The following is a 25,425-nucleotide window of genomic DNA, read 5'->3' on the forward strand; positions in this document are numbered from 1 at the left end:
GCCGGCGCCGGGCGCCCCCCCCCTCGCCGCCCCGCTGGGGGGGGCCCCGCGGCGCCCCCCCTTTTCTTTTGCCGGCGCGCCGGCGGCGTCCCTCTTGCCCCTGCGGCGGCCGCATGGCGCGCTTGACGTCGTGCGGCGCCCAGCCGCAGACAGGCGGCAGCGGCAAACCTGCCTTCAGCTCTGCCGCAGGTCCGTGCCACCGATGCAGATCCTGCCCAGAAGAAGGGCATTCGCCCGCGGTGAGAACAATTACACCCACACTCTCCGGTTGATTGCCGCCTTTGTGGGCGGTACATGCAATCCCAGAGGAGCTAAGCGCCAGGCGGCCATGACGGTCGGTCCTCCCGGACTCGGAAAGGCGCTTCCATGTCCCTCCCCTCTCCCGCCGCTTCCCGCTTTCGCCGCCGCAGCCTGTTCGGCGCCGCGCTCGCCGCGCCGCTGCTGCTGACCGCGCGCGCCCGTGCCGATGAGCCGGAGCCGGTCGATGTCGAACTCGTCCTCGCCGTGGATGTCAGCCGCTCGGTGGACCAGGAGGAGCAGGAGCTGCAGTTCAAGGGATATGCCGCGGCCTTCCGCGACCCGAAGCTGATCGAGGGCATCGCCGGCGGCCCGCTCGGCCAGATCGCCGTCACGATGTTCACCTGGTCGGACTGGCACATCCAGGAGATGGTCGTGCCCTGGACGAAGATCGACGGCGCCGGCGCCGGCGAGCGGGTCGCGGCGACGATCGACGCGGCGCCGCGCCGCGCCTGGCTCTACACCTCCATCTCGGGCGCGATGGACTACGCGGCCAAGCTGTTCGGCCAGCGCTACGAGGGCACGCGGAAGGTCGTGGACATCTCGGGCGACGGCGTGAACAACTCCGGCCGGCCGGTGGCCGATGCACGCGCGGAGGCGCTGGAGAAGGGGATCGTGCTGAACGGCCTCGCGGTGCTGGACCGCACGCCGCAGCCCTGGTCGGCCGGCCTGCCGCCGCTCGACGAATACTACCGCACCGAGGTGATCGGCGGCCCGGGTGCCTTCCTGATGGTCGCCGAGGGCTTCGACGCCTTCGAGACCGCGGTGAAGCGCAAGATCATCCGCGAGATCGCCGCCGCCCCGCCGCCGGGGCCCCTGGTGGAGCGCGCCTTCGCCTGAGGCGGCCCGATGACCGGAGGGGCGTCAGCACCGAAGGTCTGAATCGGCCCGCCCGACATACAAGGCGGCCCGATGACCGGAGGGGCGTCAGCCCCGAAGGTCTGAATCGGCCCGCCCGACATACAAGGCGGCAGCGCCCATGGCGCACGCAATAGTGCGCGGTCTCACCGTATCGTTGCGCTTGCCGTCTCAACCGACAGGCGAGACATTCCCCCTCTCGGAATCGTCGGGCGGGACGGGCGATGGCCAACATCAAGGGCACGGCTGGCAACGACACCCTCTCCGACGGCGTCACCGCCGTCGGCCAGCCCTTCGCCTCCGCCGAATCGGATTCCATCGAGGGGCTGGACGGCAATGACAGCCTGGTCGGCGTCGGCGGCGACGACACGCTGGATGGTGCGGCCGGCGCGGACACGCTGATCGGCGGCACCGGCAACGACCTGCTGCTCGGCGGCGCCGACAACGACACGCTGAGCGGCAACGAGGATGCGGACACGCTGCTCGGGGGCCCCGGTGCGGACCGCCTGCATGGCGGGCCTGGCATCGACCTGGTCAGCTATGCCGGCGCCGCGGGGGCGGTCCGGGTGCATCTCGGCCTTGCCAGCTTCAACCTGGGCGACGCCGCGGGCGACGAATTCATCGAGGTCGAGAACCTGCTCGGCTCCTCGCACGACGACACGCTGATCGGCGACACCGGGAACAACGTCATCGACGGGGCGGGCGGCAACGACAGCATCTCCGAGCAGGGCGGCGCCAACACGCTGATCGGCGGGGCCGGCAACGACAGCCTCACCGACGCCTCCGGCGACAGCCTGCTGATCGGCGGCGAGGGCAATGACAGCCTGTTCGCGAGCTTCGGCGCGGACACGCTGGATGGCGGGGCGGGCGCGGACACCCTGTTCGGCGACGCGGGCGCCGACTGGGCCAGCTACGGCTCCGCGACGCTGGGCGGCGTCTTCGCCTTCCTCGGCGATCCGGGCAGCAGCCAGGGCGATGCGAAGGGCGACGTCTATATCGCGATCGAGAATCTGAGCGGCGGCATCCGCGCCGACGCGCTCGGCGGCGACGCGCAGGACAACATCCTGCTCGGCCTCGGCGACGACGACACCCTGGCCGGCGGCGCGGGCAACGACACGCTGGACGGCGGCGACGGCGAGGACTCGCTCGACGGCGAGGGCGGCGCGGACAGCCTGGCCGGCGGCGAGAACCGCGACCGCCTGAAGGGCGGCGACGGCAACGACACGCTCCTGGGCGGCGCGGCCAATGACACGCTGGACGGCGGGAACGACGCGGACAGCCTGCTCGGCGGCGAGGGCGCCGACGAGCTGAACGGCGATGCCGGCAACGACGTGGCCTTCGGCGATGCCGGGAACGACTCCGCGACCGGCGGCACCGGCAACGACGTGCTGTTCGGCGGCAACGGCAACGACTCGCTCGACGGCAATGACGGCGCCGACTTCCTGTCGGGCGACGCCGACAACGACCGGCTGCGCGGCGCCGCGGGCCTCGATGTGCTGGTCGGCGGCACCGGCGACGACACGCTGGAGGGCGGCGACGATCCCGACACGCTCGATGGCGGGATCGGCCGTGACAGCCTCGATGGCGGGCTGGGCGCGGATTCGCTCGCCGGCGGCGCGGACAACGACACGCTGTTCGGCCAGCGGGCGGAGAACACGCTGCAGGGCGGCGAGGGCGACGACCGGCTGGTCGCCTTCGGGGTGGGCGACACCGGCTTCATCGCGATCGAGACCTTCGATGGCGGCGCCGGGCAGGACACGCTGGCGCTGTTCACCTCGGCGCAGACCTTCAACGCCCCCGTCGGCGACCAGACGGTACTGATGACCACGCTGCGCCGCATCGCGGACCTGACGACGCTCGGCGTCACACTGTGGGGCGCCAACGGCGGCAACGCGGTGCAGGCGCAGGTCGGCACCATCGTCGCCGAGGGCGGCGTTTCCACCATCGAGCACCTCGAAGGCAGCAACATCGCGGACGTGCTGACCGGCGATGCGCGGGACAACCATCTGCGCGGCATGGCCGGCGACGATACGCTCATGGGCGGCGCCGGCGCGGACACGCTGGACGGCGGCGGCGCCGGCGACCTCGCCAGCTACGCCAACGCCGCCGCCGCGATCCTGCTGTCGCTGCGCACGCCCGCGCTGAACACCGGCGATGCCGCGGGCGACGTGCTGATCGGCATCGAATCCGTGCTCGGCAGCGCGCATGACGACACGCTGCTCGGCGGCGCGCGCAACGACCGGCTCGACGGCGGGGCGGGCAATGATTCGCTCACGGGCGAGGTCGGGCCGGACACGCTGGAAGGCGGCGCCGGCGCGGACACGCTGCGTGGCGGGCTCGACGTGGACTTCCTCAGCGGCGGCGAGGGTGACGATCTGATCCTGCTGGCCGGGGAGCTCGACCTCGGCTCGGTGGACATGGCGAACATCGAGCGCCTGGCGGGCAACGACACGCTCTCCCTCGCCGAGGCGCCGACCGAGTACCCGGGCCGAAGCGAGGCCACCCCGATCGCCTGGTGGCAGGTGGATTTCGATTTGGGCCTCTACGGACTGAAGGTCGGCGACCTGCTGCTCGATCTCGGCACCTTCCAATTCGACGACGGGGACGGGTCCGCGCCCTTCGCCCTGGTGATCGGCAGCGCGATCGCCGACCGGATGGTGGGCAGCAGCGCCGGCGACCATCTGGTCGGCGCGGAGGGCGACGACACCCTGCAGGGGCGCGACGGCGCCGACACGCTGGAGGGCGGCGCCGGCGCCGACACGCTGGAAGGCGGCGACGGCCTAGACATCGCGAGCCATGCCGGGTCGCAGACCGGGCTCGTCGCCGATCTCGGCGATCCCACGCAGAACACGGGCGACGCGGCGGGCGATTCCTATGACGGCATCGAGGGCCTGATCGGCTCCGCCTTCGCCGACACGCTGCGCGGCGATGCGGGCGCCAATCTTCTCCTCGGCGGCGACGGCGAGGACAGCCTGGAAGGCGCCGCGGGCGACACGCTGGATGGCGGCCAGGGCGCCGACACCTATCGCCTGATGAGCGCGGGCGCGCTGATCCAGGACAGCGGCACCGCGGGGCGCGACCTGCTGCTGACCGCCATCGCGATCACCGAGCTGCCGGAGGGCGTGGAGGACCTGACGCTGCTGGGCGCACTGCGCGTCGGCATCGGCAACACGCTCGACAACCACATCCGCGGCAATGCCGCCCAGAACATCCTGGATGGCGGTGCGGGAGACGACACGCTGGACGGCGCGGGCGGCGCCGATGTGCTGATCGGTGGCGCGGGCTTCGACCTGTTCTACGTGGACAGCGCGCGCGACGTGGTGGTGGACGAGCCCGACGCGCCCGGCCATGTCATCGCCACGCTGAACTGGGTGCTCGGCGCCGACCTCGCCATGCTGACCCTCTCCGGCGCGTTGGCGCGCGCGGGCACGGGCAATGCGCGGGACAACCTGCTGGTCGGCAGCGTGGCGAACAACCGCATGTTCGGCCAGGGCGGCGCGGACACGGTGCAGGGCGGCGAGGGCAACGACGTGCTGCGCGGCGGCACGGGCAATGATTCCCTCGAGGGCCAGGCCGGGCGCGACACGCTCTACGGCGATGCCGGTGCGGACACGCTCGTCGCCGGGGACGGCAATGCGGCGCTGAATGGCGGCGCGGGCAACGACGTGCTGATCGCCGGCGCGGGCGCGGACCTGCTGAGCGGCGGCGGCGGCGCCGATGCCTTCCACCTGGCGGTGGACACGCTCACCGTCGATCGTGTCACGGATTTCAGCCGCGCGGCCGGCGACAGGCTGGTGGTGTCCGGCACCGGGCTGGCGGCGGGCGCGCTCGACCCGCTGGCCTTCGTGGCCAACACCTCCGGCCTCGCCACCACCGAGGCGCACCGGCTGATCTACGAGACCGACCAGGGGCGCCTGTGGTTCGACGCCGATGGCAGCGACGCCGGGGAGGTCCGCATCCTTGTCGCCACCTTCACCGGCAACCCCGTCGTGACCGCGGCGGACATCCTGATCGCGTGAGCAAGGCTGGCGCACTGGCGGCGCCGCGGCAACCGACCGCCGCCGGTCGGGCCCTGCGCCTGCGCAACCTGAAGTTCCATCGGGGCGCATGATTTTTCCTTCACGCTCCCTGCCGAACGGATGACGTTCCGTTTCGGCGGGCTTAGCCTTTGCGCAGCATCGCAACGGGTCGGCGCGCCATGGCCATCATCGCAGGCACCATCAACGACGATGTCATCACCACGGTGCCCGGGGCGACCAGCCCTGGCGTGAGCGGCACGCCCGGCACGGGCGCCGACAGCATCCATGGCGATTTCGGCAATGACAGCATCGACGGCGGCGAGGGCGACGACACGCTGCTCGGCTCGGCCGGGAAAGACACGCTGGTGGGCGGCCCCGGCGCCGACAGCCTGGACGGCGGCAGCGGAAACGACGTGCTGGTTTACACGATCGGCAACGACACGCTGAACGGCAGCTTCGACAACGACAGCTTCGACCTCAACAGCGCCAGCAACATCGCCGGCGCGCTGTTCATCGGCGGCGACGGCACCGACGTGGCGGACCTGCCGCAGGGCGTCCTCCAGCTGGGCGCCTCGCTGCCCTTCCTGTCCATCGAGACCCTGGACACCTACCTGACGCAGTTCGTCGGCACAGGGGGCAACGACAGCTACGACTTCCGCCCCTTCAACCGATTCTCTCCCGGCTTCAACCTGCCCGTCGAGATCCGCCTGGTCAGCGCCGGCGTCGGCGCCGACACGGTCTACACCGGCGACACCGACCTCTCGATCCTGCGCTTCCTCGATCCGCCCGATCAGTTCTTCAACAAGATCCTGGGCGAGAGCGGCAACGACTCGCTGGTCGGCGGTGCCAGCTTCGACCTGCTGGATGGCGGTGCCGACGCCGACACGCTGCTGGGCGGCGGCGCGGCCGACACGCTGCTCGGCGGCGCCGGGAACGACTACCTCGACGGCGGCAGCGGCAACGACGCGCTGAGCGGCGGCGGCGGGCTCGACACGCTCCTCGGCGGCGCCGGGAACGACGGGCTGGACCTGAACAGCGTGGCAAGCCTCGTCGGCATGGTGATCGACGGCGGCGCCGACTTCGACAGCGTGGACCTGATCCAGGGCGTGCTGCAGCTCGACACCACGCTGCCCTTTACGAACATCGAGCTGCTCGACAGCTACCTCACCGAGTTCCGCGGCACGGCCGGCAACGACAGCTACGATTTCCGCCAGTTCCAGATGTTCTCGCCGGGCTTCACCATCCCGGGCGGCGGGCCGATGCCGGTGGAGATCACCGTGCTGAACGGCGGCAGCGGCAACGACACGGTGTTTGCGCCCAACACGGACCTCTCCATCCTGTTCCAGGTGCCGGGTGCGCAGCCCTTCAACCGCATCAACGGCGAGGGCGGCGCCGATTCGCTGGTCGGCGGCGCCACCTACGACCGCCTCGATGGCGGGCTCGATGCCGATACGCTCGACGGCGGCGGCGCGGCGGACACGTTGCTCGGCCAGGCGGGCAACGACAGCCTTTCGGGCGGGACCGGCCGGGATCGCCTGGATGGCGGCACCGAGAACGACACGCTGGACGGCGGCGCCGACGGCGACAGCCTGATGGGTGGCGCGGGCTCCGACAGCCTGCTGGGCGGCGAGGGCGCCGACACGCTCAACGGCGGCGGGGGCGGCAGCGACACCCAGTTCGGCGGCGGCGGCGACGACTACATCTTCGCCGTGCTCGGCGGCGACAGCGTGGATGGCGGTGCGGGCAACGACACGCTCGACACCACCGCCTTCGAGGGCGACTACCTGGTCAATCTCGCCACCGGACTGTCCAACTTCGGCGGGGAGCGATTCAACGCCATCGAGGCCGTGATCTCCGGCATCGGCAACGACACGCTGATCGGCGATGCCGTGGCCAACCTGCTCGACGGCGGGCTCAACAACGACAGGCTCCTCGGCGACGCGGGCAACGACACGCTGCTCGGCAATGGCGGGAACGACAGCCTCGAGGGCGGCGCGGACAACGACAGCCTGAGCGGCGGCATCGGCGCCGACAGCCTGCTCGGCGGCGGCGGCAGCGACACGCTGCGCGGCGGGGACGACAACGACTACCTGAACCCGGGCGAGGGCGTGGACGCGCTGTATGGCGAGGCCGGCGACGACGGCTTCGACCTGAACGCCGTCCTCGACCTCGCGGGCGACACGATCCATGGCGGCGCCGGCACCGACAACGTGGATCTGGCGGAGACCTCGGTGCAGCTCGGCACGACGCTGCCCTTCATCGAGATCGAGATCGTCGACAGCTGGCTCACCACCCTGATCGGCACGGCGGGCGCCGACTTCTACGATTTCAGCCCGCTGCGCGCCTACCTTCCGGGCTTCGGCATCGACTACAACTTCGTCGTCGAGACGCGCGGCGGCGATGACCACGTGGTGTTCGGCAACGCGGCGACAGGCGGCCTCGCGCATCGGGCGACGCTCGAGGACGGCGCGGACACGCTGACGGGCGGCAGCCAGGCGGAACAGGCCTCGGGCGGCGCCGGAAATGACAGCCTGGCGGGCAATGGCGGCAACGACACGCTCGATGGCGGGGCGGACGCCGACACGTTGGATGGCGGCGACGGCCAGGACCAGCTGGATGGCGGGGGCGGCAACGACAGCCTACATGGCGGCGGCGGATCCTTCGCGGATTCACTGGTCGGTGGCGACGGCGCGGACACGCTGAACGGCGGCGGCGGCTTCGACACCAGCCTCGGCGGGGAGGGCGACGACTACATCTTCGCCGTGAACGGCACCGACATCGCGGATGGCGGCAACGGCGCCGACACGCTCGACACCGGCAGCTACACGGGCAATTACCGCGTGGACCTCGCCACCGGCCTGACGAACTTCAGCGGCGAGAGCTTCACCGGCTTCGAGGCGATCATCGCCGGCGACGGCAACGACACGCTGGTCGGCACCGTCGGCGGCAACCACATGCGCGGCGGCCTCGGCGGCGACAGCATCCTCGGCGGCGGCGGCGCGGACACGCTCTCCGGCGAAGGCGGCGCCGACACGCTGGATGGCGGCGACGATGCCGACCGCCTCTCGGGCGGCGACGGCAACGACAGCCTGCTCGGCGGCACGCAGGACGACACGCTCGATGGCGGCAATGACCGCGACACGCTGGACGGCGGCGGCGGCGCCGACAGCCTGCATGGCGGCGGCGGATCCTTCGCGGATTCGCTGGTCGGCGGCGATGGCGCGGACACGCTGAACGGCGGCGGCGGCGCCGACACCAGCCTCGGCGGCGAAGGCGACGACTACATCTTTGCCGTCAACGGCACCGACCAGGCCGATGGCGGAGGCGGCGCCGACACGCTCGACACCGGCAGCTACACCGGCAACTACCGCGTGGACCTCGACACGGGGCTGACGAACTTCAGCGGCGAGAGCTTCACCGGCTTCGAGGCGCTCATCGCCGGGAACGGCAACGACACGCTGCTCGGCAACGCGGCGGCGAACCGCATGCTCGGCGGCCTCGGTGACGACAGCATCCTCGGCGCCGCGGGCGTGGACACGCTGGAAGGCGGGACCGGCAACGACCGGCTGCACGGCGAGGGCGACTTCGACAGCATCCTGGGCGGCGACGGCGACGACACGATCTTCGGCGACGCCTTCGACGCCGGCGCCAATCCCGGCGAGCACAACTTCGACATCCTGTTCGGCCAGAAGGGCAACGACCTGATCGAGGGCGGGCCGGACATCGACCAGATCGACGGCGGCGAAGGCGACGACACGATCGCCGGCGGCAGCGGCAGCGATTCGATCAACGGGATCAGCGGCAACGACGTGCTGCGCGGCTTCAGCGACGCCACGCTGCCGGGCGCGGTGGACGGCGACGACTCGATCACCGGCGGGTCCGGCAACGACCTGCTGCTGGGCGAGGACGGTGCCGACACGCTGGATGGCGGCACGGACAACGACACGCTGGATGGCGGCGCCGGCAACGACTCGCTCGACGGCAGCGGCGCGGGGCTCGATTCGCTGCTCGGTGGCGCCGATGCCGACACGCTGCGCGGCGGCGCGGGCGACACGCTCGATGGCGGCGCGGGCGCAGACCTCTACATCCTCGTGGCGGGCACCGTCGTCGCCGACAGCGGCGCCGACGGCGCGCGCGACCTGATCCGCAGCGCGATCCTGCTCGGCGAGTTGCCGACCGGCATCGAGGATCTCGAGCTGCTGGGCTCGCTGCGCCACGGCATCGGCAATGCGCTGGGCAACCGCATCACCGGCAACGGGGCGGCGAACCTGCTGGACGGGCTGGCGGGCGACGACAGCCTGCAGGGCGCGGGTGGGAACGACCTGCTGGACGGCGGCGCGGGCAGCGACACGCTGGATGGCGGCACCGGCGACGACGTGCTGGTGGGCGGCGCGGGCTTCGACCTGTTCTACGTGGACAGTGCGCGCGACGTGGTGGTGGACGAGCCCGACGCGCCCGGCCATGTCATCGCGACGCTGAACTGGGTGCTGGGCGAGGATCTCGCGATGCTGACGCTGTCGGGTGCGGTGGCGCGCTCCGGCACGGGCAATGCGCGCGACAACCTGCTGGTCGGAAGCGTCGCGGACAACCGCATGTTCGGCCAGGGCGGCGCGGACACGGTGCGGGGCGGCGAGGGCAACGACGTGCTGCGCGGCGGCACCGGCAACGACCGGGTGGAGGGCGAGGCCGGCCGCGACACGCTCTATGGCGATGCCGGCGACGACACGCTGGAGGGCGGCGCGGAGAACGACGCGCTGAACGGCGGCGCGGGCAACGACGTGCTGGTCGGCGGCGCGGGCGCCGACGTGCTCTCGGGCAATGCGGGCGCGGACCTCTTCCACCTGGCGGTGGATGCGCTGGCGGTGGATCGCGTGGCGGATTTCAGCAGCGCGGCCGGCGACCGGCTGGTGCTGCACGACACCGGGCTCGCCGCGGGCGCACTCGACCCGCTGGCCTTCGTGGCCAACACCTCCGGCCTCGCCACCACCGCCGCGCACCGGCTGATTTACGAGACGGATGCGGGCCGGCTGTGGTTCGACGCCGATGGCAGCGCCGCGGCCGAAAGCCGCATCCTGGTGGCGACCTTCGCGGGCAACCCGGCCGTGACCGCGGCCGACATCCTGATCGGCTGAGCGCGGCCTCGGCGCGGCCTCAATCAAGCCGCGCGAGGTAGCGGTGCATGCGCGTGTCCACCCAGGTCACGCGGCGCTCCACCGGGCGGTCCGCCAGGTCGAAGGCGATGCGCTGGATCTCCAGCACGGGCGCGCCGGGCCAGAGGCGCATCTTGGCGGCCTGGGTCTCGTCGGCCGCAACCGCACCGAGGCGTTCCTCCGCACGGCCGATCGTGACGCCGTGGTCGCGCTGGTAGAGCACGTAGAGCTCGTCCTCCATCTCCTGCAGCAGCGGCAGGGCGAAGCGCGGGAAGCGATCCGCCGGCAGCAGGATGCGTTCCAGGATCACGGGTTGCGCGGCGAGCGCGCGGATGCGCTCCACGCGGTGCACCGGCGCGCCTTCGGCGAGGTCGAGCGCCGCAGCCTGCTCCGCGGTGGCGGGGCCGGTGCGGAAATCGAGGACGAGGCTGGTGGGCTCGTGCTTGCGGTCGGCCAGGTCGTGGATGCGGAAGAAGTGGAACAGCGCGCGCTCGCTGGTCTGCGCGGCGACATAGGTGCCGCGGCCCTGGCGGCGCTCGATCAGCCGGCGGCGCTCGAGCGCCGTCAGCGCCTTGCGCACCGTGCCCGGTGAGACGCCGAGCTCGGCGGCGAGCTCGGGCTCGGGCGGGATGAGCGCGCCGGGAGCCCAGACGCCTTCCGCGATGCGTTGCGTCAGGATCTCTTCCGTCTGGGCATAGAGCGGGCGGCGCGCGAGGTTCATCTCTTCAGTGCGGGGGCGGGCTGGCCCTCGATGATCACGTTCACCACCGCGGGCTTGCCGCTGGCGAAGGCGCGGGCGAGGGCGGGCGCGAGATCGGCGGCGCGTTCCACGAACTCGCCATGGCCGCCGAGGGCGGTCGCGATCAGGTCGTAGCGCGTGCCGGGCGCGAGCTCGCAGCCATGCGCGCGGTTGGCGCCGTAGTCCCTCACCTGGATCTGGTATTCCGCGTTCCAGCGGCTGTCGTTGCCGACGACGCAGACGAAGGGCAGGCCGTGGCGCGCGGCGGTGTCGAGCTCCGCCATGTGGAAGCCGAAGGAGCCGTCGCCCATCATCGCAAGCGTCGGCCGGCCGGTCGCGGCGCGTGCGCCGATGGCGAAGGGCGTGCCCGCGCCGATCGCACCGGCCACGCCGTTCGTGATTTTCGTTCGTGCGCGGACGATGGCCTGGCCCCACTGGCCGACCTCGCCGCCATCGCAGACGAAGATGGCATCGGGCTGCGCGGCGAGCGCCGCGTCCACGGCGAAGGCGAGCGTCGCGGGGTGGATCGCGCCTTCCGGCGCGCCCTGATGCGCGGACCAGGACGCGGGGCGGTAGGCGACGGTCTCGCGCGTATGCGCGGCCCAGCCTTCCTGCGCCGGCGCGCGGCGCGCGGCCTGCGTCAGCGCGGCGACGGCGGAGGCGGGATCGGCGATGGCGCCAAGCACCAGGCGCTCGCCCAGCAGGCGCTGCGCGCGGCCGAGCAGCTCGGCCTCCGGCTCCAGCGCGACAAAGCGCGCGGCCTTGGCGGGGCGGCCGAAGCGCGTGGTGAAGTCGAGCGCCTTGCCGAGCAGCACGACGAGATCGGTCTCGGCCAGAAGTTCGAGCAGCGCGCCAAGCGTGGGATCGGCGAGGCCGCGCGGCGAGTTCATCGGGATCGCCGGAAGGCCGATGGCCGCTTCGAGTGCGGCGAGAGCCTGCATGCCCGCGGGCGTGATCAGCGAGGGCGGCGCGATCAGCAGCGGGCGCGCGGCGCCGGCGATGAGATCGGCGACGAAGCCGGCGGTGGCGGCCGGCAGCGGCATCGGCTTGGCGGCGAACTCGGCGGCGTCGGGCAGCGCGACGTCCGACGAAAACTCGGCCTCGATGAGGTCGGTGGGCAGGCTGAGATGGACGGGGCCGGGGCGGCCGGAGAGCGCGGTGCGGCAGGCGCGGGCGACATCGGCGGCGAGGCCCTCGGCGGTCTGCGCGGTCCAGGACGCCTTCGTCACGGGCGCGGCCATCGCGGCCTGGGGCAGTTCCTGGAAGGCGCCGTTGCCGAGTTCGGCCAGCGGCGCATGGCCCGAGAGCAGCAGCACCGGCACCTCGCCGGCGAGCGCGGTCGGCAGTGCGGCGACGGCATTGGCGTGCCCCTGCCCGCCCGTGACCATCGCCACGCCGACCTGGCCGGTGATGCGGGCATAGGCGTCGGCCATGTGGACCGCGGCGGCCTCGTGCCGCGTGTGGACGATCTCGATGCCGCTGCCGACCAGCGCGTCATAGACCTCCATGATGTGGTTGCCCGAAAGGCTGAAGATGCGGGTGACGCCCGCCGCCTTCAGGCCGCGGACGAGCAGGTCGGCGCCGCGCTGTTTCATTTTGTGGACACTCCGCATGGGGTCTTGTGTCTTATACAAGACCATGCAATCCCTTGATCATGCAAGAGACGCTGCAGGTTGCGGTGTGGCGGGGGGATGCGGAGGGCGGTGCCTTCCAGGATTTCCGCGTGCCGGCGCAGGCCAACCAGACGGTGCTGGACGTGGTCACCCACATCCAGCGGGCGCTTGATCCCACCCTCGCCTATCGCTTCGCCTGCCGCGTCGGCATGTGCGGCAGCTGCGCGATGGTGGTGAACGGGCGCGCGCGCTGGACCTGCCGGACGCATGTGCGGAAGGTGGTGCAGGACGGGCGGTTGGAGCTGCGGCCGCTGGCGAATTTGCCGGTGATCCGCGACCTCGCGACGGACATGGCGCCCTTCTTCGACAAATGGGCACGCGCGAAGGGCACCTTCCAGCCGAAGGATGCGGCCGACGGCGCGGTGCCGGAGGAATTCCATGTCGTGCCGCCTGCCTCGCCGAAGCGGCAGGCGGCGGATGCGGGGATCGAGTGCATCGGCTGCGGCGTGTGCTACGCCAGCTGCGACATCGTGGCCTGGAACGGCGCGTATCTCGGCCCGGCCGCGCTGAACCGCGCCTGGACGCTGGTGAACGACGTGCGCGACGGCGCGCGGCGGGACCGGCTGGATGCGGTGGCGGGCGATGCTGGCTGCCATGCCTGCCACTCCACGCAATCCTGCACCGAGCGCTGCCCGAAGGGCATCGATCCCTCCGGCGCCATCGCGGGGCTGAAGCGCACGCTGTTCTGGGATTTCTTCGGCGTGCAGCGATGAGCGCCCGTGGACAACAACATCTTTGGGTCGCGCAGCGCGTCACGGCGATGATCCTGGCCGTCGCGGTGGTGGTGCATCTGGTCACCATCCTCGTCGCGGTGCGCGGCGGGCTGAGCGCGGCCGAGATCATCGGGCGCACGCGCGGCAACGAGGCGTGGCTGGTGTTCTACGCCGTCTTCGCGCTGGCGGCGGGGCTGCATGGCGCGATCGGGCTGCGCGGCATCGCGGCCGAGTGGCTGGGCTGGCGCGGGCGGCGCTTCGATCTCGCCTGGCTGGCGATCGGGCTGCTCACCGCGGCCTTCGGCATCCGCGCGGCGGCGGGGCTCTACGCGGCATGAGGATCGACACGCGCCCGCGCTCGCATCCGACCTATGTCGCCTTCCTGGTGCACCGGATCTCCGGCCTGCTGCTCGCGCTGTTCCTGCCGCTGCATTTCTGGGCGCTGTCGCGCGCCATCCAGGGCGAGGCGGCGTTGGACGGTTTCCTGCGCTGGACGGACAACGGCTTCCTCAAGGCGAGCGAGACGGTGCTGGTGATCCTGCTCGCCGCGCATCTCGCCGGGGGGCTGCGTGTGCTGGCGCTGGAATTTCTGGGGTGGCGGTCCGCGCAGAAGACGCTGGTGGCGGCCTCGGCCGGTGTCTCCCTCGCCGCGGGACTGTTGTTCCTCCTGAATGTCGGCTGACCTTCTCATCCTCTCCGCGGGCTGCTTCGTGGCGGCCTTCTGCGCCGGCATGGCGGGCTTCGCCTTCGTGCTCGTCGCGGCGGCGATCCTGCTGCATGTGCTGCCGCCGAGCGTGGCCGCGCCGGTGCTGGTGCTCGGCAGCCTCTTCGTGCAGGGGATTGCGCTGCCCACCGTGTGGCGCGAGATCGCCTGGCCGCGCATGCGTCTCTATGTCGGCGCCGCGACGCTCGGCATCCCGGTGGGGCTGCTGATCCTCACCTACGGGCCGGCACGCGCCATCGTCGTCTTCGTCGGCACGCTGCTGATCGTCTATTCGGGCTATGCGCTGGCACGGATGGCGCTGCGCCACGCGCCGGCACGCTTCGCGGCCCCCATGCCGGCCGATGCGGCGGTGGGCTTCGCGAGCGGCATCCTGGGCGGCATCGGCGGCTATGTCGGCGCGCTGCCGGCGATGTGGGCGGACATCCAGGGCATGGACAAGCGCGAGGCGCGCGCGCTGATGCAGCCCTTCATCGTCTTCATGCAGGCGATCACCGTGCCGGGCCTGGCGCTCGGCGGCTTCTTCACGGCCGAGACGCTGCTGATGGCGGCCTCCGCCGTGCCGGCGATGCTGGCCGGCACCTGGCTCGGCGTGCGCGCCTACACCGTGATCCCCGCCCAGGGCTTCCGGATTGTATTGCTGGCCCTGCTGCTGGTCTCGGGCGTGTCGCTGGTGATCTGAGGAGACGCTTCCATGACGCTGATGACGAAGGCTGGGGTGGAGCCGCTGCGCGTGGCGCCGGAGGCGATCGAGGAAGCGGCGAAGCTGCTCTACATTCGCGCGCTGAAGATCCTGCCCGACGACATCAAGCAGGGCTTCGCGCGCCTCGACGCCGGCGAGACCGACGGCACCGCCAAGGCCATCCTCGCGACGATGATCGAAAACATCGGCGTGGCGGAGCGCACGGACAACCTGCTCTGCCAGGACACCGGCATCCCGATTTTCAACGTCACCATCGGCCGCAACGTGGAGCTGGATGGCTGGGCGCTGAAGCAGGCGATCCGGCGCGGCACGGAGCGCGCGACGCGGGAGCATCCGCTGCGGAGTTCCGTGGTGCATCCGATCACGCGGAAGAACGAGCATACGAGCTGCGGCGCGCATGTGCCGGTGATCAACCTCGATTTCGTGGAAGAAGAGCGCGTCCTGAAGCTGGAGATGATCCCGAAGGGATCGGGCAGCGAGAACGGTTCCTTCCTGCAGATGCTGATCCCGGCCGATGGCATGGCCGGCGTGAAGCGCTTCGTGGTGGATGCGGCGATGAAGGCGGGCGGCAAGGTCTGCCCGCCGACCATCATGGGGGTGGGCGTCGGCGGCACCTCCGATCTCTGCATGCATCTGGCGAAGGTGGCGGCCACGCGGCCGCTGGGATCGCGCTGCGCCGACGAGGAAGGCGCGAAGCTGGAAGCGGCGCTGTCGGAAGCGGTGAACAGCCTCGGCATCGGGCCGCAGGGGCTTGGCGGCGACAGCACCGCCTTCGCCGTGCATGTCGAGGTGGCGGCGACGCACATCACGATGAACCCGGTGGCGGTGAACATCCAGTGCCACAGCGCGCGCCGCGCCAGCGCAACCTTCACGCCGGACGGCGTGGCGATCGGGTTCTGAGCCGATGGAAGTGCGCCCCGCGACCCCGGCCGATGAGCCGGCCCTGCGCGCGCTGCTGGACGAACTCGTCCCCGTCTCGCCGGAGAATGCGCCGGAGCAGGTCGCCGCCGTCGCCGCCGCGCTGGTCGCGCCGCCCGCTGGCCGGGCCGGGCCGTTCTGCCTGATGGCCTGGGACGGCGCCCGGATTGCGGGCTTCGTCTCGCTGTCGGGCTTCGTGCCGGCGCGCGGCTTCACCTGGGGCCTGCTGCTCAACCTGCTTTACGTCGCCGAGGCCGCGCGCGGCTCGGGCGCAGCGCGCGCGCTGACCACGGCAGCGGCGAGCTTCGCCGCGGATGGCGGCTATTCCCGCCTGGAATGGAACACCAACACCGACAATGCGCGCGCCCGCGCCTTCTATGCGAAAATCGGCGTGCCGGTCGCGGCCAAGCTGATGTACCGCGTCGAAGGCGACGCCCTCGCCGCCGCTGCGCGCGGCACCTGGCCGGAGCCCATCCGATGACGCACCACATCCTCCACATGCCCTGCACGGAAGAAGACATCCGCAAGCTGCGCATCGGCGACACGGTGACGCTGCAGGACACGCTGTTCGGCATCCGCGACGCGACGCAGATCCACATGTTCGATCATGGCCGCCGCACGCGCTTCGACCTGAAGGGCCATGCGGTGATCCACACCGCGCCGAATGTCCGCAAGGTGGACAAGCGGAGCACGAACGATTCCGGCTACGAGGCGATCTGCGTCGGGACCACGACCTCCGACCGGATGGAGCGCTTCACCCGCCCGCTGATGGAGCGCGAGGGCGTGCGCATCGTCATCGGCAAGGGCGGGCTGCGCGAGGGCTCGCTGGACGCTTTCCGCGAGCTTGGCGGCGTCTATCTCGCGATCATCGGCGGCACGGCGGCGCTGGAAACGACCTGGATCGAGGCGATCGAGGATGTGGATCTCGACGACCTCAACCCCGAGAGCCTCTGGCGATTCCGCATCAAGGATTTCGGGCCGCTGCTGGTCGCGATGGATTCACATGGCGGCAGCCTCTACGCGGCGGTCCAGAAGTCGGTGGAGGACCGCCGCGCGGCAGCGCTGCAAAAACTCGGCGTCGCCTGACGATGTCAGGAACCGGGCACCGTCAGGCTCGTCACCCGCCAGTTCCGCGCATTGCTGAAGCCGCGCAGGACACGGTGGTCGCCGCCGACGAAGTTGCGCGAGGCCGGGTCGTAGTAGAGCGTCCAGACGCCGGCATAGCCGCCCATGCGCGGCACGTTCTCGTGCTGCTCCAGCACCAGCACCGGGATGGACCGGCCGCCGACATCCAGCGTGGAGGGCCCGAGCACATGCCAGGTGGTGTTGACGAACAGGAGCTGGCCGTCCGGGCTGCCGATCTGGCGCGAGAAGTTCACCGACTTGCCGGGGTCGAGCGGCCACAGCCCGGCCATGCCGCGGCGCAGCGAGGCCTCGTCCGTCGTCGGCACCGGGTAGTAGTTCGCCAGCCAGCTTTGCGGCGCGCCGTTCAGCGTGCCGGCGCAGGAAAAGGGATCGCCCGGCGCCGCGCCGCTGTAGGTGATGTTGCCGCCATCGGAGCGCACGACAGTCGTGCCGGCGGGCGGGCATGCGAAGCCGGGCGGCGCGGTGGCCGCCCGGCCCCCCCCGCCCCCCCCCCCCCCCCCCCCCCCCCCCCCCCCCCCCCCCCCCCCCCCCCCGGGCCCCCGGGGGGGGGGGGGGGGGGGCCGGGCGCGGGGGGGGGGGGGGGCGCCGCCCGTCGCACCGGGGCCGGCCGGCCCCTGCTGCGCGCAGCCGGCGAGCATCGTCAGCGCCGCGATGGCCAAAGCGCCTTGCCGCATGGAAGCCTCCCTCTCCACCTGCCGAGGCATGGAGCCGCGTGATGCCGCCGCCACGCAACCGAAAGGGTTATCCAATTCCGGCGGCGCTGCCAGCCCTGCTGCTGGCCGCCTGGCCGGCGCTGGCGCAGCCCGCGCCGCCGCCCGCCGAGCCGCCGCGCACCGAGCAGCCGGCACCATCGCCGGGTGGGGAGGACTGCGGCTGCGGCGTGCCGGCCAATCCGCGGGGGCCCCGATGACCGACATGCTTCGCCACACCACCGACATCCTGGTCCTGGGCTCCGGTGGCGCCGGGCTGCTCGGGGCGCTGCATGCGAAGGCGGCGGCGCCCGATCTCTCCGTCACCGTCGCGGTGAAGGGGCTGCTCGGGAAGTCGGGCTGCACCCGCATGGTGCAGGGCGGCTACAACGTGGCGCTCGCGCCCGAGGATTCCGCCGAGCGGCACTTCATGGACACGCTCGATGGCGGCAAGTGGCTGAACGACCAGGACCTGGCCTGGACGCTGGTGACGGTCGCGCAGCGCCGCATCCGCGAGCTCGAGAACCGCTGGGGCTGCTTCTTCGACCGCAACCCGGACGGCACGATCCACCAGAAGGCCTTCGCGGGGCAGACCTTCGACCGCACCGTCCACAAGGGCGACCTGACGGGCATCGAGATCATCAACCGCCTGGCGGAGCAGACCTGGGCGCGCGGCATCGCGCGGCTGGAGGAGCATCGCGCCGTCGCGCTGCTGCCCTCGGCCGACGGATCGCGGCTGGCCGGCGTGCTGCTGGTGGATGTGCGCAGCGGCGCGCTGCTGCTGGTGCAGGCGAAGGCGGTGCTGCTGGCGACCGGCGGCGGGCCGACGATGTACACCTACCACACGCCCTCCGGCGACAAGTCCTGCGACGGGATGGCGATGGCGCTGCGCCTCGGCCTGACGCTGCGCGACATGGAGATGGTGCAGTTCCACCCGACCGGCGTGCTGGCGGGCCCCGGCACGCGCATGACCGGCACCATCATCGAGGAAGGGCTGCGCGGCGCCGGCGGTTTCCTGCTGCGCGGCGACGGCACGCGCTTCATGCACGAATACGACCCGCGCGGCGAACGGGCGACGCGCGACATCGTCTCCCGCGCCATGTACCGGGAGATGCTGGCGGGGCGCACCAACGAGCATGGCGGCCTCTATATCGAGATGGGGCATCTCGGCCCCGATCGCGTGCGGCGCGAATTCAAGGGCATGGTCGAGCGCTGCGCCGACATGGGCTTCGACCTGGCCGGCGGGCGCGTGCCGGTGGTACCGACGGCGCATTACATGATGGGCGGCGTGGTGTTCCGCCCGGATGGCGCGACCGCCCTGCCCGGCCTCTTCGCCGCGGGCGAGGATACCGGCGGCGTGCATGGCGCGAACCGGCTGGGCGGCAACGGCGTGGCCAATTCCACCGTCTTCGGCGGCATCGCCGGCGACACGATGGCGCGCTGGGTGCCGCGCGAGGGCGCCATCGCGGAACCCGATCCGGCGGCGCTGGAGGCCGCGCTGGCGATGCTCCACGCGCCCTTCGCGAAACCCGCCGCCTCGCTCTCGCCGATCCGGGACGCGCTGCACGCGCTGATGTGGGAGAAGGCCGGAATCCTGCGCGACGCGGCGGGGCTGGCGGAGGCGGCCGCGGGCCTCGATGCGCTGGAGGCGGCGCTCGACGCCGCGGGCGTCGGCGGGGCGCGGGGCTTCAACCTCGCCTGGCATGACTGGCTCAACCTGCGCTCCCTGCTGCTGGTCAGCCGCGCCATCGTGGCGGCGGCGGCGGCACGGGCGGAAAGCCGCGGCGCGCATTGGCGCGAGGATTTTCCGGCCACCGCGCCGGAGGCGGAGGGGCTTTCGGCGACGCTCGCCGCGCTCGGCCCCGAGGGGCGGATCGCGATCGGCTGGCAGACGGTCGCCTTCACCCGGGTTCGGCCCGGCGAGAGCCTGCTGGCCGCCGCGGCGGAATAGGCGCGAAGGCGGCCGCCCGGCGCCCGGCGATCCCGCCCGGTGATTCCGCCCGGTGATTCCGCCCGGGCCGGAAATCCTCTACGCAGAGGCGACAACAGCCCGGGCGCGAAGATGGACAGGCCGACGCGAGGGACCGCCGCCCTGCCCGACTTCGCGGAGGCGTTCCGCGTCTGGCTGCGCATCGGCCTGCTGTCCTTCGGCGGGCCGGCGGCGCAGATCGCGCTGATGCACCGGGAGGTGGTGGAGGAGCGGCGCTGGGTCTCCGATGCGCGGTTCCTGCATGCGCTGAATTTCTGCATGCTGCTGCCGGGGCCGGAGGCGCAGCAGCTTGCGACCTATCTCGGCTGGCTGCTGCATGGGGTGAAGGGCGGGCTGGCGGCGGGGCTGCTGTTCATCCTGCCCGGTGTCGGCGTGATGCTGGCGCTGTCGGTGATCTATGCCGCCTTCGGCAGCGTGCCGCTGGTCGCCGCGCTGTTCTTCGGGCTGCAATGCGCCGTGCTGGTGGTGGTGGTGGAGGCGCTGCTGCGCGTCGCCCGCCGCGCGCTGAAGGGCGCGCTGCCCTGGCTGCTGGCGCTGGCCGCCTTCCTGGCGCTGTTCGCCTTCGCCGTGCCCTTCCCGCTGGTGGTGCTGGCCGCGGCCGCGATCGGCTATGCGCTGCCGCAGGCCTTCGCCGGCGGCGGCCATGGCGCGGCGAAGGATGGGCCGCCGGCGCTCCTGGATGCGGTGCTGGCGGCCGACCCGGAACGGCCGGCACGCATGGCCGGCGCCGCCAAGCGCGCGGGGCTGGTGGCGCTGGCGCTCTGGGCCTGGCCGGTGGCGCTGCTGGCCGGGACGGGCCTCTATGGCGACATCGCCTGGTTCTTCTCGAAGATGGCGGTGGTCACCTTCGGCGGCGCCTATGCGGTGCTGGCATACGTCGCGCAGGAAGCGGTGGAGGTGCAGGGCTGGGTCAGCGCCGAGGCGATGCTGGCCGGGCTGGGCCTGGCGGAGACCACGCCCGGGCCGCTGATCCTGGTGCTGCAGTTCGTCGGCTTCCTCGCCGCCTGGCGGGAGGGCGGGCTGGCCGGCGGCGTGGCAGGCGCGCTGCTGACCGTCTGGGTGACCTTCGTCCCCTGCTTCGCCTGGATCTTCCTGGGCGCTCCCTTCGTCGAGCGGCTGCATGCGGCGCCACGGCTGAAGGGCGCGCTGGCGGCGGTGACGGCGGCGGTGGTCGGCGTGATCGCGAACCTGGCGCTCTGGTTCGCGTTGAGGGTGCTGTTCGCGCGGGTGGAGACCGTTTCGCTCGGGCCGCTGCGGCTCGGGCTGCCCGACATGGCCTCCCTGGTGCCGGATGCGATGGTGCTGACCGCGCTGGCCGCGGCCTGCCTGTTCGCGCTGCGGCTCGGGCTGGTGCGGACCCTGGCGGTGACGGCGCTGGCCGGCTTCGCCGCGCGTTCGCTGCTCGGGCCATGACGGGATACGCGAAGGAGACCGCACGCTGCGCCGCGCCTGGAGCCTGATCAAGGAAACGCTACACGGCTACATCGCCGACGAGGCGATGACGCGCGGCGCCGCCATCGCCTGCTACACCATGTTCTCCATCGCGCCGCTGCTGGTGGTGGCGGCGGCCATCGCCGGGATGGCGGTGACGGAGGAGGCGGTCTGGGACGCGGTCTCCGGGCAGCTTCGCGCGCTGGTCGGACAGGAGGGCGCGGCGGCGGTGCAGGCGATCGTGCGCGGGGTGGATCGCGGCACGGAGGCCGGGGGCCGCGGCATCCCGGCCCTGATCGGGCTCGGCATCCTGCTGCTGACCGCAAGCGGCGTCTTCGCCGAGATCCAGGCGGCGCTGAACGCCATCTGGAAGGCCGAGCCGAAGAAGATGAGCGTCTCCTACATGCTGCGGGCGCGGCTGCTCAGCATCGGGCTGGTGGCGGCCACGGGGTTCCTGCTGCTGGTCTCGCTGCTGGCCAGCGCCGCCGTCTCCGCCTTCCAGGGCTGGGCCGGATCGCAGATGCCGGTGCTGGCGCCGGCGCTGTCCTGGGCGAATCTCGGGCTGTCCTTCCTGCTGACCACGCTGCTGTTCGGCGCGATCTACAAGGTGCTGCCGGACCGGCAGCTGCGCTGGCGCGACGTGGCGGTGGGCGCGATCTGCACGGCGCTGCTGTTCAACATCGGCAAGGCGCTGATCGGCTGGTACATCGGCGGCAGCGGCCTGGCGCGGCAATACGGCGCGGCCGGGGCGCTCGTGGTGGTGCTGCTGTGGGTGTACTACTCGGCCCAGGTGTTCCTGCTGGGCGCGGAGTTCACCCGCGCCTGGGCGGACCGCAAGCCGCGCCGGAGCGGCAGCCCGCTCGGCCATCACCCGCCGGGCTGAGCGGTCCGCCGCCATGCGGGGCGGCCCATGTATACATCGGCACACAGATGCGGTAACGCTTTCGGGAAGCGCGGCTCAAGCGCCGCATGCGACGGAGGGGACGCGTGGCCGGCACGGCGGCGAAGACCGAATATGGCGTGGCCACGCTCGGCCTCGGCGTCACGCGGACGCTCGGCGCCTTCATCGCCGGGCTGCGCTTCGAGGACCTGCCCGCGGCGGTGGTGCATGAAGCGCGCCGCGGCGTGCTCGACTGGATCGGCTGCGCGCTCGCGGCCAGCCGCCATCCCACCATCCGCATCCTGCTCGACACCTTCGCCGCCACCGGCTCGGCGCCGGTCGCGCCGGTTCTGGGCCAGGGCGGGCTGCGGCTCGGCCTGCTCGATGCGCCGGTGGCGAACGGCCAGATGGGCCATCTGCTCGACTTCGACGACACGCATATGGGCGGCGTCGTGCTGCACACCTCCTCGCCGCTGCTGGCCGCGCTGCTGGCCCTGGCCGAGCACCGGCCGGTCGGCGGGCGCGACCTCATCACCGCCTATGTCGGCGGCTTCGAGGCCGGCGTGCGCGCCGGCCCGGCGGCGCCGGCGCATCACGACGGCGGCTGGCACCTGACCGGCACGCTCGGCGCCATCGCCGCGGGCGCGGGCGCGGCGCGCCTCCTCGGGCTGGATGCGACGCAGATCGTCCACGCCATCGGCATCGCGACGACGCAGGCCGCCGGCATGCAGCAGAACCGCGGGACGATGTGCAAGTCGTTCCATGCCGGCAAGGCCGCGGCCTCCGGCACGCTGGCGGCGCTGCTCGCCGCGCGCGGCTTCAACAGCTCGGACGAGATCCTGGAAGGCAGGCGCGGCTTCATCCGGATCTACAGCGCCACCGCCGCGCCCGAGCGCATCACGCAGGATCTCGGCACGCGGTTCGAGATCGCGCGCAACGGCTACAAGCCCCATGCCTGCGGCGTCGTGCTGCATCCGCTGATCGACGCGATGATCGCGCTGCACGACAGCGCCGGCCTGCCGGCCGGGCAGGTGGACCACGTGCTGTTGCAGGTGCATCCGCATGCGGTGAAGATCACCGGCGTGGACGATCCGCGCTCGGGGCTGATGTCGAAGTTCAGCGTCAACCACTCCGCCTCCGTCGCCTATCTGGATGGCGCCGCCGGCATCGCGCAGTACAGCGATGCGCGCGCCGGGGCGGCCGACGTGCTGGCCTTCCGCCCGAAGATCCGGGTGGAGACGGTGGAGGCCTTCCGCAAGGACCAGGCGCACGCGACGCTGGTCGCCGCCGATGGCCGCCGCTTCGAGGCGCCGGTCGCCCACGCCTCCGGCACGGTGGACAACCCGATGTCGGATGCGGCGCTGGAGCGCAAGTTCCTGGGCAATGCGGCGGAAGCGCTCGGCGAGGAGCGCGCGCGCATCGTCGCGGAGACAGTCTGGAAGCTCGACGAGGCCGCGGACATCCGCGACCTGCTCGCGCTCTGCGCCTGACGATGGCGCGCCGCTTCGACCGCGACGTGCTGGCCGGCCTCGTCCTGGCCGGGCTGGGCGGCTACGTCGCCTGGCGGGCGTCTGGCTGGGACATCCTGACCGAGGACGGGCCCGGGCCCGGCTTCTTCCCGCTTGGCTACGGGCTGCTGATGGTGGCCCTCTCGGCGCTCCTGGTGCTGCGTGCGGTGCTGCAGCCGCAACCCGCCGAGGCGGAGCCCGATGCCGGCGGGCATTGGCGGGCCCTCGCGACCTGGGCGGCCTTCGCCGGCGCCGCCTTCGTCATGCAGTGGATCGGCTTCGTCGCAGGCTTCGCGCTGCTCTCCGCCTTCGTCGTGGTCTTCGTCTTCGAACGAAGCGTGATGCGCGGCCTCGCGGTCGGCCTCGCCTCGGCGGCCGTGTTCTGGCTGGTGTTCGAGCGGCTGATGGGCGTCGGCCTGCCCGCCGGCCCCTGGGGCTTCTGAGCCATGGAAACCTTCGCCGCCCTCGGCCACGGCTTCGCCGTCGCGCTGCAGCCGGTGAACCTGTTCTGGTGCTTCGTCGGCTGCTTCCTCGGCACCATCGTCGGCGTGCTGCCCGGCCTCGGGCCGGCGGCGACCATCGCGCTGCTGCTGCCGCTGACCTTCGGGATGGACCCGACCGGCGGCATCATCATGCTGGCCGGCATCTATTTCGGCGCGAAGTATGGCGGTTCCACCACCTCGATCCTGCTGAACATCCCGGGCGAGGCCTCCTCGGTCGTCACCTGCCTCGACGGCTACCAGATGGCGCGCAAGGGCCGCGGCGGGGCGGCGCTCGGCATCGCGGCCATCGCCTCCTTCATCGCCGGCACCTTCGGCATCGTGGCGCTGACGCTGCTGGCGCCGCCCATCGCGGAATTCGCGCTCAGCTTCTCCTCGCCCGAGTATTTCGCCCTCATGGTGCTGGGCCTGTCGCTGGTGGTGGTGCTGGGCGGGTCGTCGCTGCTGAAGGCGCTGCTGGCGCTGATGGTCGGGCTGTGGCTGACCAGCATCGGCACCGACCTCTTCACCTCGCAGAGCCGCTTCACCTTCGGCTCCTCCTTCCTGCTCGGCGGCATCGACTTCATGGTCATCGCGGTGGGCCTCTTCGCCATAGCCGGCGTGATGGAGAGCATCCGCGCGCGGGAGGAGAACACGCCGATCCCGGTGCCGAACCGCCTGCGGGAGCTGATGCCCAACTGGGCCGAGCTGAAGGCCTGCCGCTTCGCCTTCCTCAACGGCTCGGTCACCGGCTTCATCGTCGGCGTGCTGCCCGGCGCTGGCTCTGCCATCGCCTCCTTCATCGCCTATGGCGTGGAAAAGGCGGTCTCCCGCCACCCGGAGAAGTTCGGCACCGGCGTGCCCGAGGGCGTCGCCGCGCCAGAAGGTGCGAACAACGCCGATTCCGGCGGCGCGATGGTGCCGCTGCTGACGCTCGGCATCCCCGGCGGCGGCAGCACGGCGATCCTGCTCTCGGCCCTGGTGGTCTGGGGCGTGCGGCCCGGCCCGCTGATGATGACCGAGAGCCCCGAGGTGTTCTGGGGGCTGATCGCCAGCCTCTACATCGGCGGCGTGATGCTGCTGGTGATGAACCTGCCGCTGGTGCCGCTCTTCGCCCAGATCCTGCGCATCCCGGTCTATGTCCTGTTCCCGCTGATCTTCGGCCTGGCGCTGGTCGGCGCCTTCGGCGTCTCCGACAATCCGATGAACCTGATGCTGCTCGCCGGCTTCGGGCTGCTCGGCTATGTCATGGCGCAGTTCGGCTTCCCGCCCGCGCCGCTGGTGCTGGGCTTCGTGCTCGGCGATGCGATGGAGCGCGCGGTGCGCCAGTCGCTGACCATGTCCATGGGCGATCCCAGGATCCTGGTGGAGCGGCCGCTCTCGGCGGTGATGCTGGGCTGCGCCGCCCTTGTCCTGCTCTCGCCCCTGCTGGGCCGGCTGCTGCGCCGGCGGCGGGCGGGTGTCGCGGTTTGATGCCCTTGAGGATCGCACCCGACCTGCGGCCGGCGGGG

At 72.0% G+C, this 25,425-nt stretch carries 19 protein-coding genes; 16 read left to right on the plus strand and 3 right to left on the minus strand.

Translation table 11 applies throughout. The annotated features are described in order from the left end of the window. Window positions 1-366 precede the first annotated feature (366 nt). From AC1MIR_RS23795 to AC1MIR_RS23805, 3 genes are all read left to right on the plus strand, one after another. Window positions 367-1,137, plus strand: a complete 771-nt coding sequence (locus AC1MIR_RS23795) for a DUF1194 domain-containing protein (protein WP_480030651.1) — start codon at window positions 367-369, stop codon at window positions 1,135-1,137. A gap of 242 nt (window positions 1,138-1,379) precedes the next feature. Then, a complete protein-coding gene (locus AC1MIR_RS23800) occupies window positions 1,380-5,174 on the plus strand; it encodes a hypothetical protein (protein WP_480030652.1) in 3,795 nt (1,264 codons plus the stop codon). Window positions 5,175-5,353: 179 nt separating this feature from the next. Further along, entirely contained in the window at window positions 5,354-10,306 is a 4,953-nt protein-coding gene (locus AC1MIR_RS23805; RefSeq protein WP_480030653.1) for a beta strand repeat-containing protein, read from the plus strand. Window positions 10,307-10,325: 19 nt separating this feature from the next. Here AC1MIR_RS23805 and AC1MIR_RS23810 read toward each other — a convergent pair whose 3' ends face one another. Then, window positions 10,326-11,045 (minus strand): GntR family transcriptional regulator, encoded by a 720-nt coding sequence (locus AC1MIR_RS23810; RefSeq protein WP_480030654.1) that lies wholly within the window; start codon window positions 11,043-11,045, stop codon window positions 10,326-10,328. Continuing rightward, window positions 11,042-12,658 carry a thiamine pyrophosphate-binding protein gene (locus AC1MIR_RS23815; RefSeq protein WP_480030655.1) on the minus strand — a complete coding sequence of 539 codons (1,617 nt, stop codon included), beginning with the start codon at window positions 12,656-12,658 and terminating at the stop codon, window positions 11,042-11,044. The genes AC1MIR_RS23810 and AC1MIR_RS23815 overlap by 4 nt, the downstream gene beginning before the upstream one ends. A 59-nt stretch (window positions 12,659-12,717) precedes the next feature. On the opposite strand from AC1MIR_RS23815, the gene AC1MIR_RS23820 reads away from it, so the two are divergent. Genes AC1MIR_RS23820 through AC1MIR_RS23850 form a run of 7 tightly spaced genes read left to right on the plus strand, consistent with a single transcriptional unit; the run spans window position 12,718 to window position 16,877 of the window. After that, the gene (locus AC1MIR_RS23820; RefSeq protein ID WP_480030656.1) at window positions 12,718-13,449 is read left to right on the plus strand and encodes a succinate dehydrogenase/fumarate reductase iron-sulfur subunit; all 732 of its coding nucleotides are present in this window, start codon (window positions 12,718-12,720) and stop codon (window positions 13,447-13,449) included. Further along, window positions 13,446-13,787 carry a succinate dehydrogenase gene (locus AC1MIR_RS23825; RefSeq protein WP_480030657.1) on the plus strand — a complete coding sequence of 114 codons (342 nt, stop codon included), beginning with the start codon at window positions 13,446-13,448 and terminating at the stop codon, window positions 13,785-13,787. Before AC1MIR_RS23820 ends, AC1MIR_RS23825 begins: the two co-directional genes overlap by 4 nt. Next, a complete protein-coding gene (locus AC1MIR_RS23830) occupies window positions 13,784-14,131 on the plus strand; it encodes a succinate dehydrogenase/fumarate reductase transmembrane subunit (RefSeq protein ID WP_480030658.1) in 348 nt (115 codons plus the stop codon). The genes AC1MIR_RS23825 and AC1MIR_RS23830 overlap by 4 nt, the downstream gene beginning before the upstream one ends. Continuing rightward, on the plus strand, window positions 14,121-14,852 hold the full coding sequence (locus AC1MIR_RS23835) for a sulfite exporter TauE/SafE family protein (protein ID WP_480030659.1): 732 nt from the start codon (window positions 14,121-14,123) through the stop codon (window positions 14,850-14,852). Before AC1MIR_RS23830 ends, AC1MIR_RS23835 begins: the two co-directional genes overlap by 11 nt. Window positions 14,853-14,864: 12 nt before the next feature. Then, entirely contained in the window at window positions 14,865-15,773 is a 909-nt protein-coding gene (locus AC1MIR_RS23840; RefSeq protein ID WP_480030660.1) for a fumarate hydratase, read from the plus strand. Between the two features lie 4 nt (window positions 15,774-15,777). Beyond that, entirely contained in the window at window positions 15,778-16,272 is a 495-nt protein-coding gene (locus AC1MIR_RS23845) for an N-acetyltransferase family protein (protein WP_480030661.1), read from the plus strand. Beyond that, window positions 16,269-16,877 (plus strand): fumarate hydratase C-terminal domain-containing protein, encoded by a 609-nt coding sequence (locus AC1MIR_RS23850; RefSeq protein ID WP_480030662.1) that lies wholly within the window; start codon window positions 16,269-16,271, stop codon window positions 16,875-16,877. The genes AC1MIR_RS23845 and AC1MIR_RS23850 overlap by 4 nt, the downstream gene beginning before the upstream one ends. A gap of 5 nt (window positions 16,878-16,882) precedes the next feature. Here the strand turns inward: AC1MIR_RS23850 and AC1MIR_RS23855 are convergent, their stop codons facing one another. After that, on the minus strand, window positions 16,883-17,611 hold the full coding sequence (locus AC1MIR_RS23855; protein WP_480030663.1) for a hypothetical protein: 729 nt from the start codon (window positions 17,609-17,611) through the stop codon (window positions 16,883-16,885). Window positions 17,612-17,843: 232 nt separating this feature from the next. Here AC1MIR_RS23855 and AC1MIR_RS23860 point away from each other — a divergent pair, with 232 nt between their 5' ends. The 6 genes from AC1MIR_RS23860 to AC1MIR_RS23885 all read left to right on the plus strand — a co-directional run bounded on the left by AC1MIR_RS23860 (window position 17,844) and on the right by AC1MIR_RS23885 (window position 25,387). Continuing rightward, a complete protein-coding gene (locus AC1MIR_RS23860; protein WP_480030664.1) occupies window positions 17,844-19,577 on the plus strand; it encodes an L-aspartate oxidase in 1,734 nt (577 codons plus the stop codon). 111 nt (window positions 19,578-19,688) lie between these two features. Next, window positions 19,689-21,029: a chromate efflux transporter gene (gene chrA, locus AC1MIR_RS23865; RefSeq protein WP_480030665.1), complete on the plus strand. Its 1,341-nt coding sequence runs from the start codon at window positions 19,689-19,691 to the stop codon at window positions 21,027-21,029. 70 nt (window positions 21,030-21,099) lie between these two features. Then, on the plus strand, window positions 21,100-21,930 hold the full coding sequence (locus tag AC1MIR_RS23870; RefSeq protein WP_480030731.1) for a YihY/virulence factor BrkB family protein: 831 nt from the start codon (window positions 21,100-21,102) through the stop codon (window positions 21,928-21,930). A gap of 104 nt (window positions 21,931-22,034) precedes the next feature. Then, on the plus strand, window positions 22,035-23,417 hold the full coding sequence (locus AC1MIR_RS23875; protein ID WP_480030666.1) for an MmgE/PrpD family protein: 1,383 nt from the start codon (window positions 22,035-22,037) through the stop codon (window positions 23,415-23,417). 2 nt (window positions 23,418-23,419) lie between these two features. Continuing rightward, window positions 23,420-23,878: a tripartite tricarboxylate transporter TctB family protein gene (locus tag AC1MIR_RS23880; protein WP_480030667.1), complete on the plus strand. Its 459-nt coding sequence runs from the start codon at window positions 23,420-23,422 to the stop codon at window positions 23,876-23,878. A 3-nt stretch (window positions 23,879-23,881) separates the two neighbouring features. Continuing rightward, complete coding sequence (locus AC1MIR_RS23885; protein ID WP_480030668.1) at window positions 23,882-25,387, plus strand: tripartite tricarboxylate transporter permease; 1,506 nt, start codon at window positions 23,882-23,884, stop codon at window positions 25,385-25,387. Window positions 25,388-25,425 lie beyond the last annotated feature (38 nt).

The sequence above is a fragment of the Falsiroseomonas sp. RANM36 genome, from assembly GCF_056682175.1.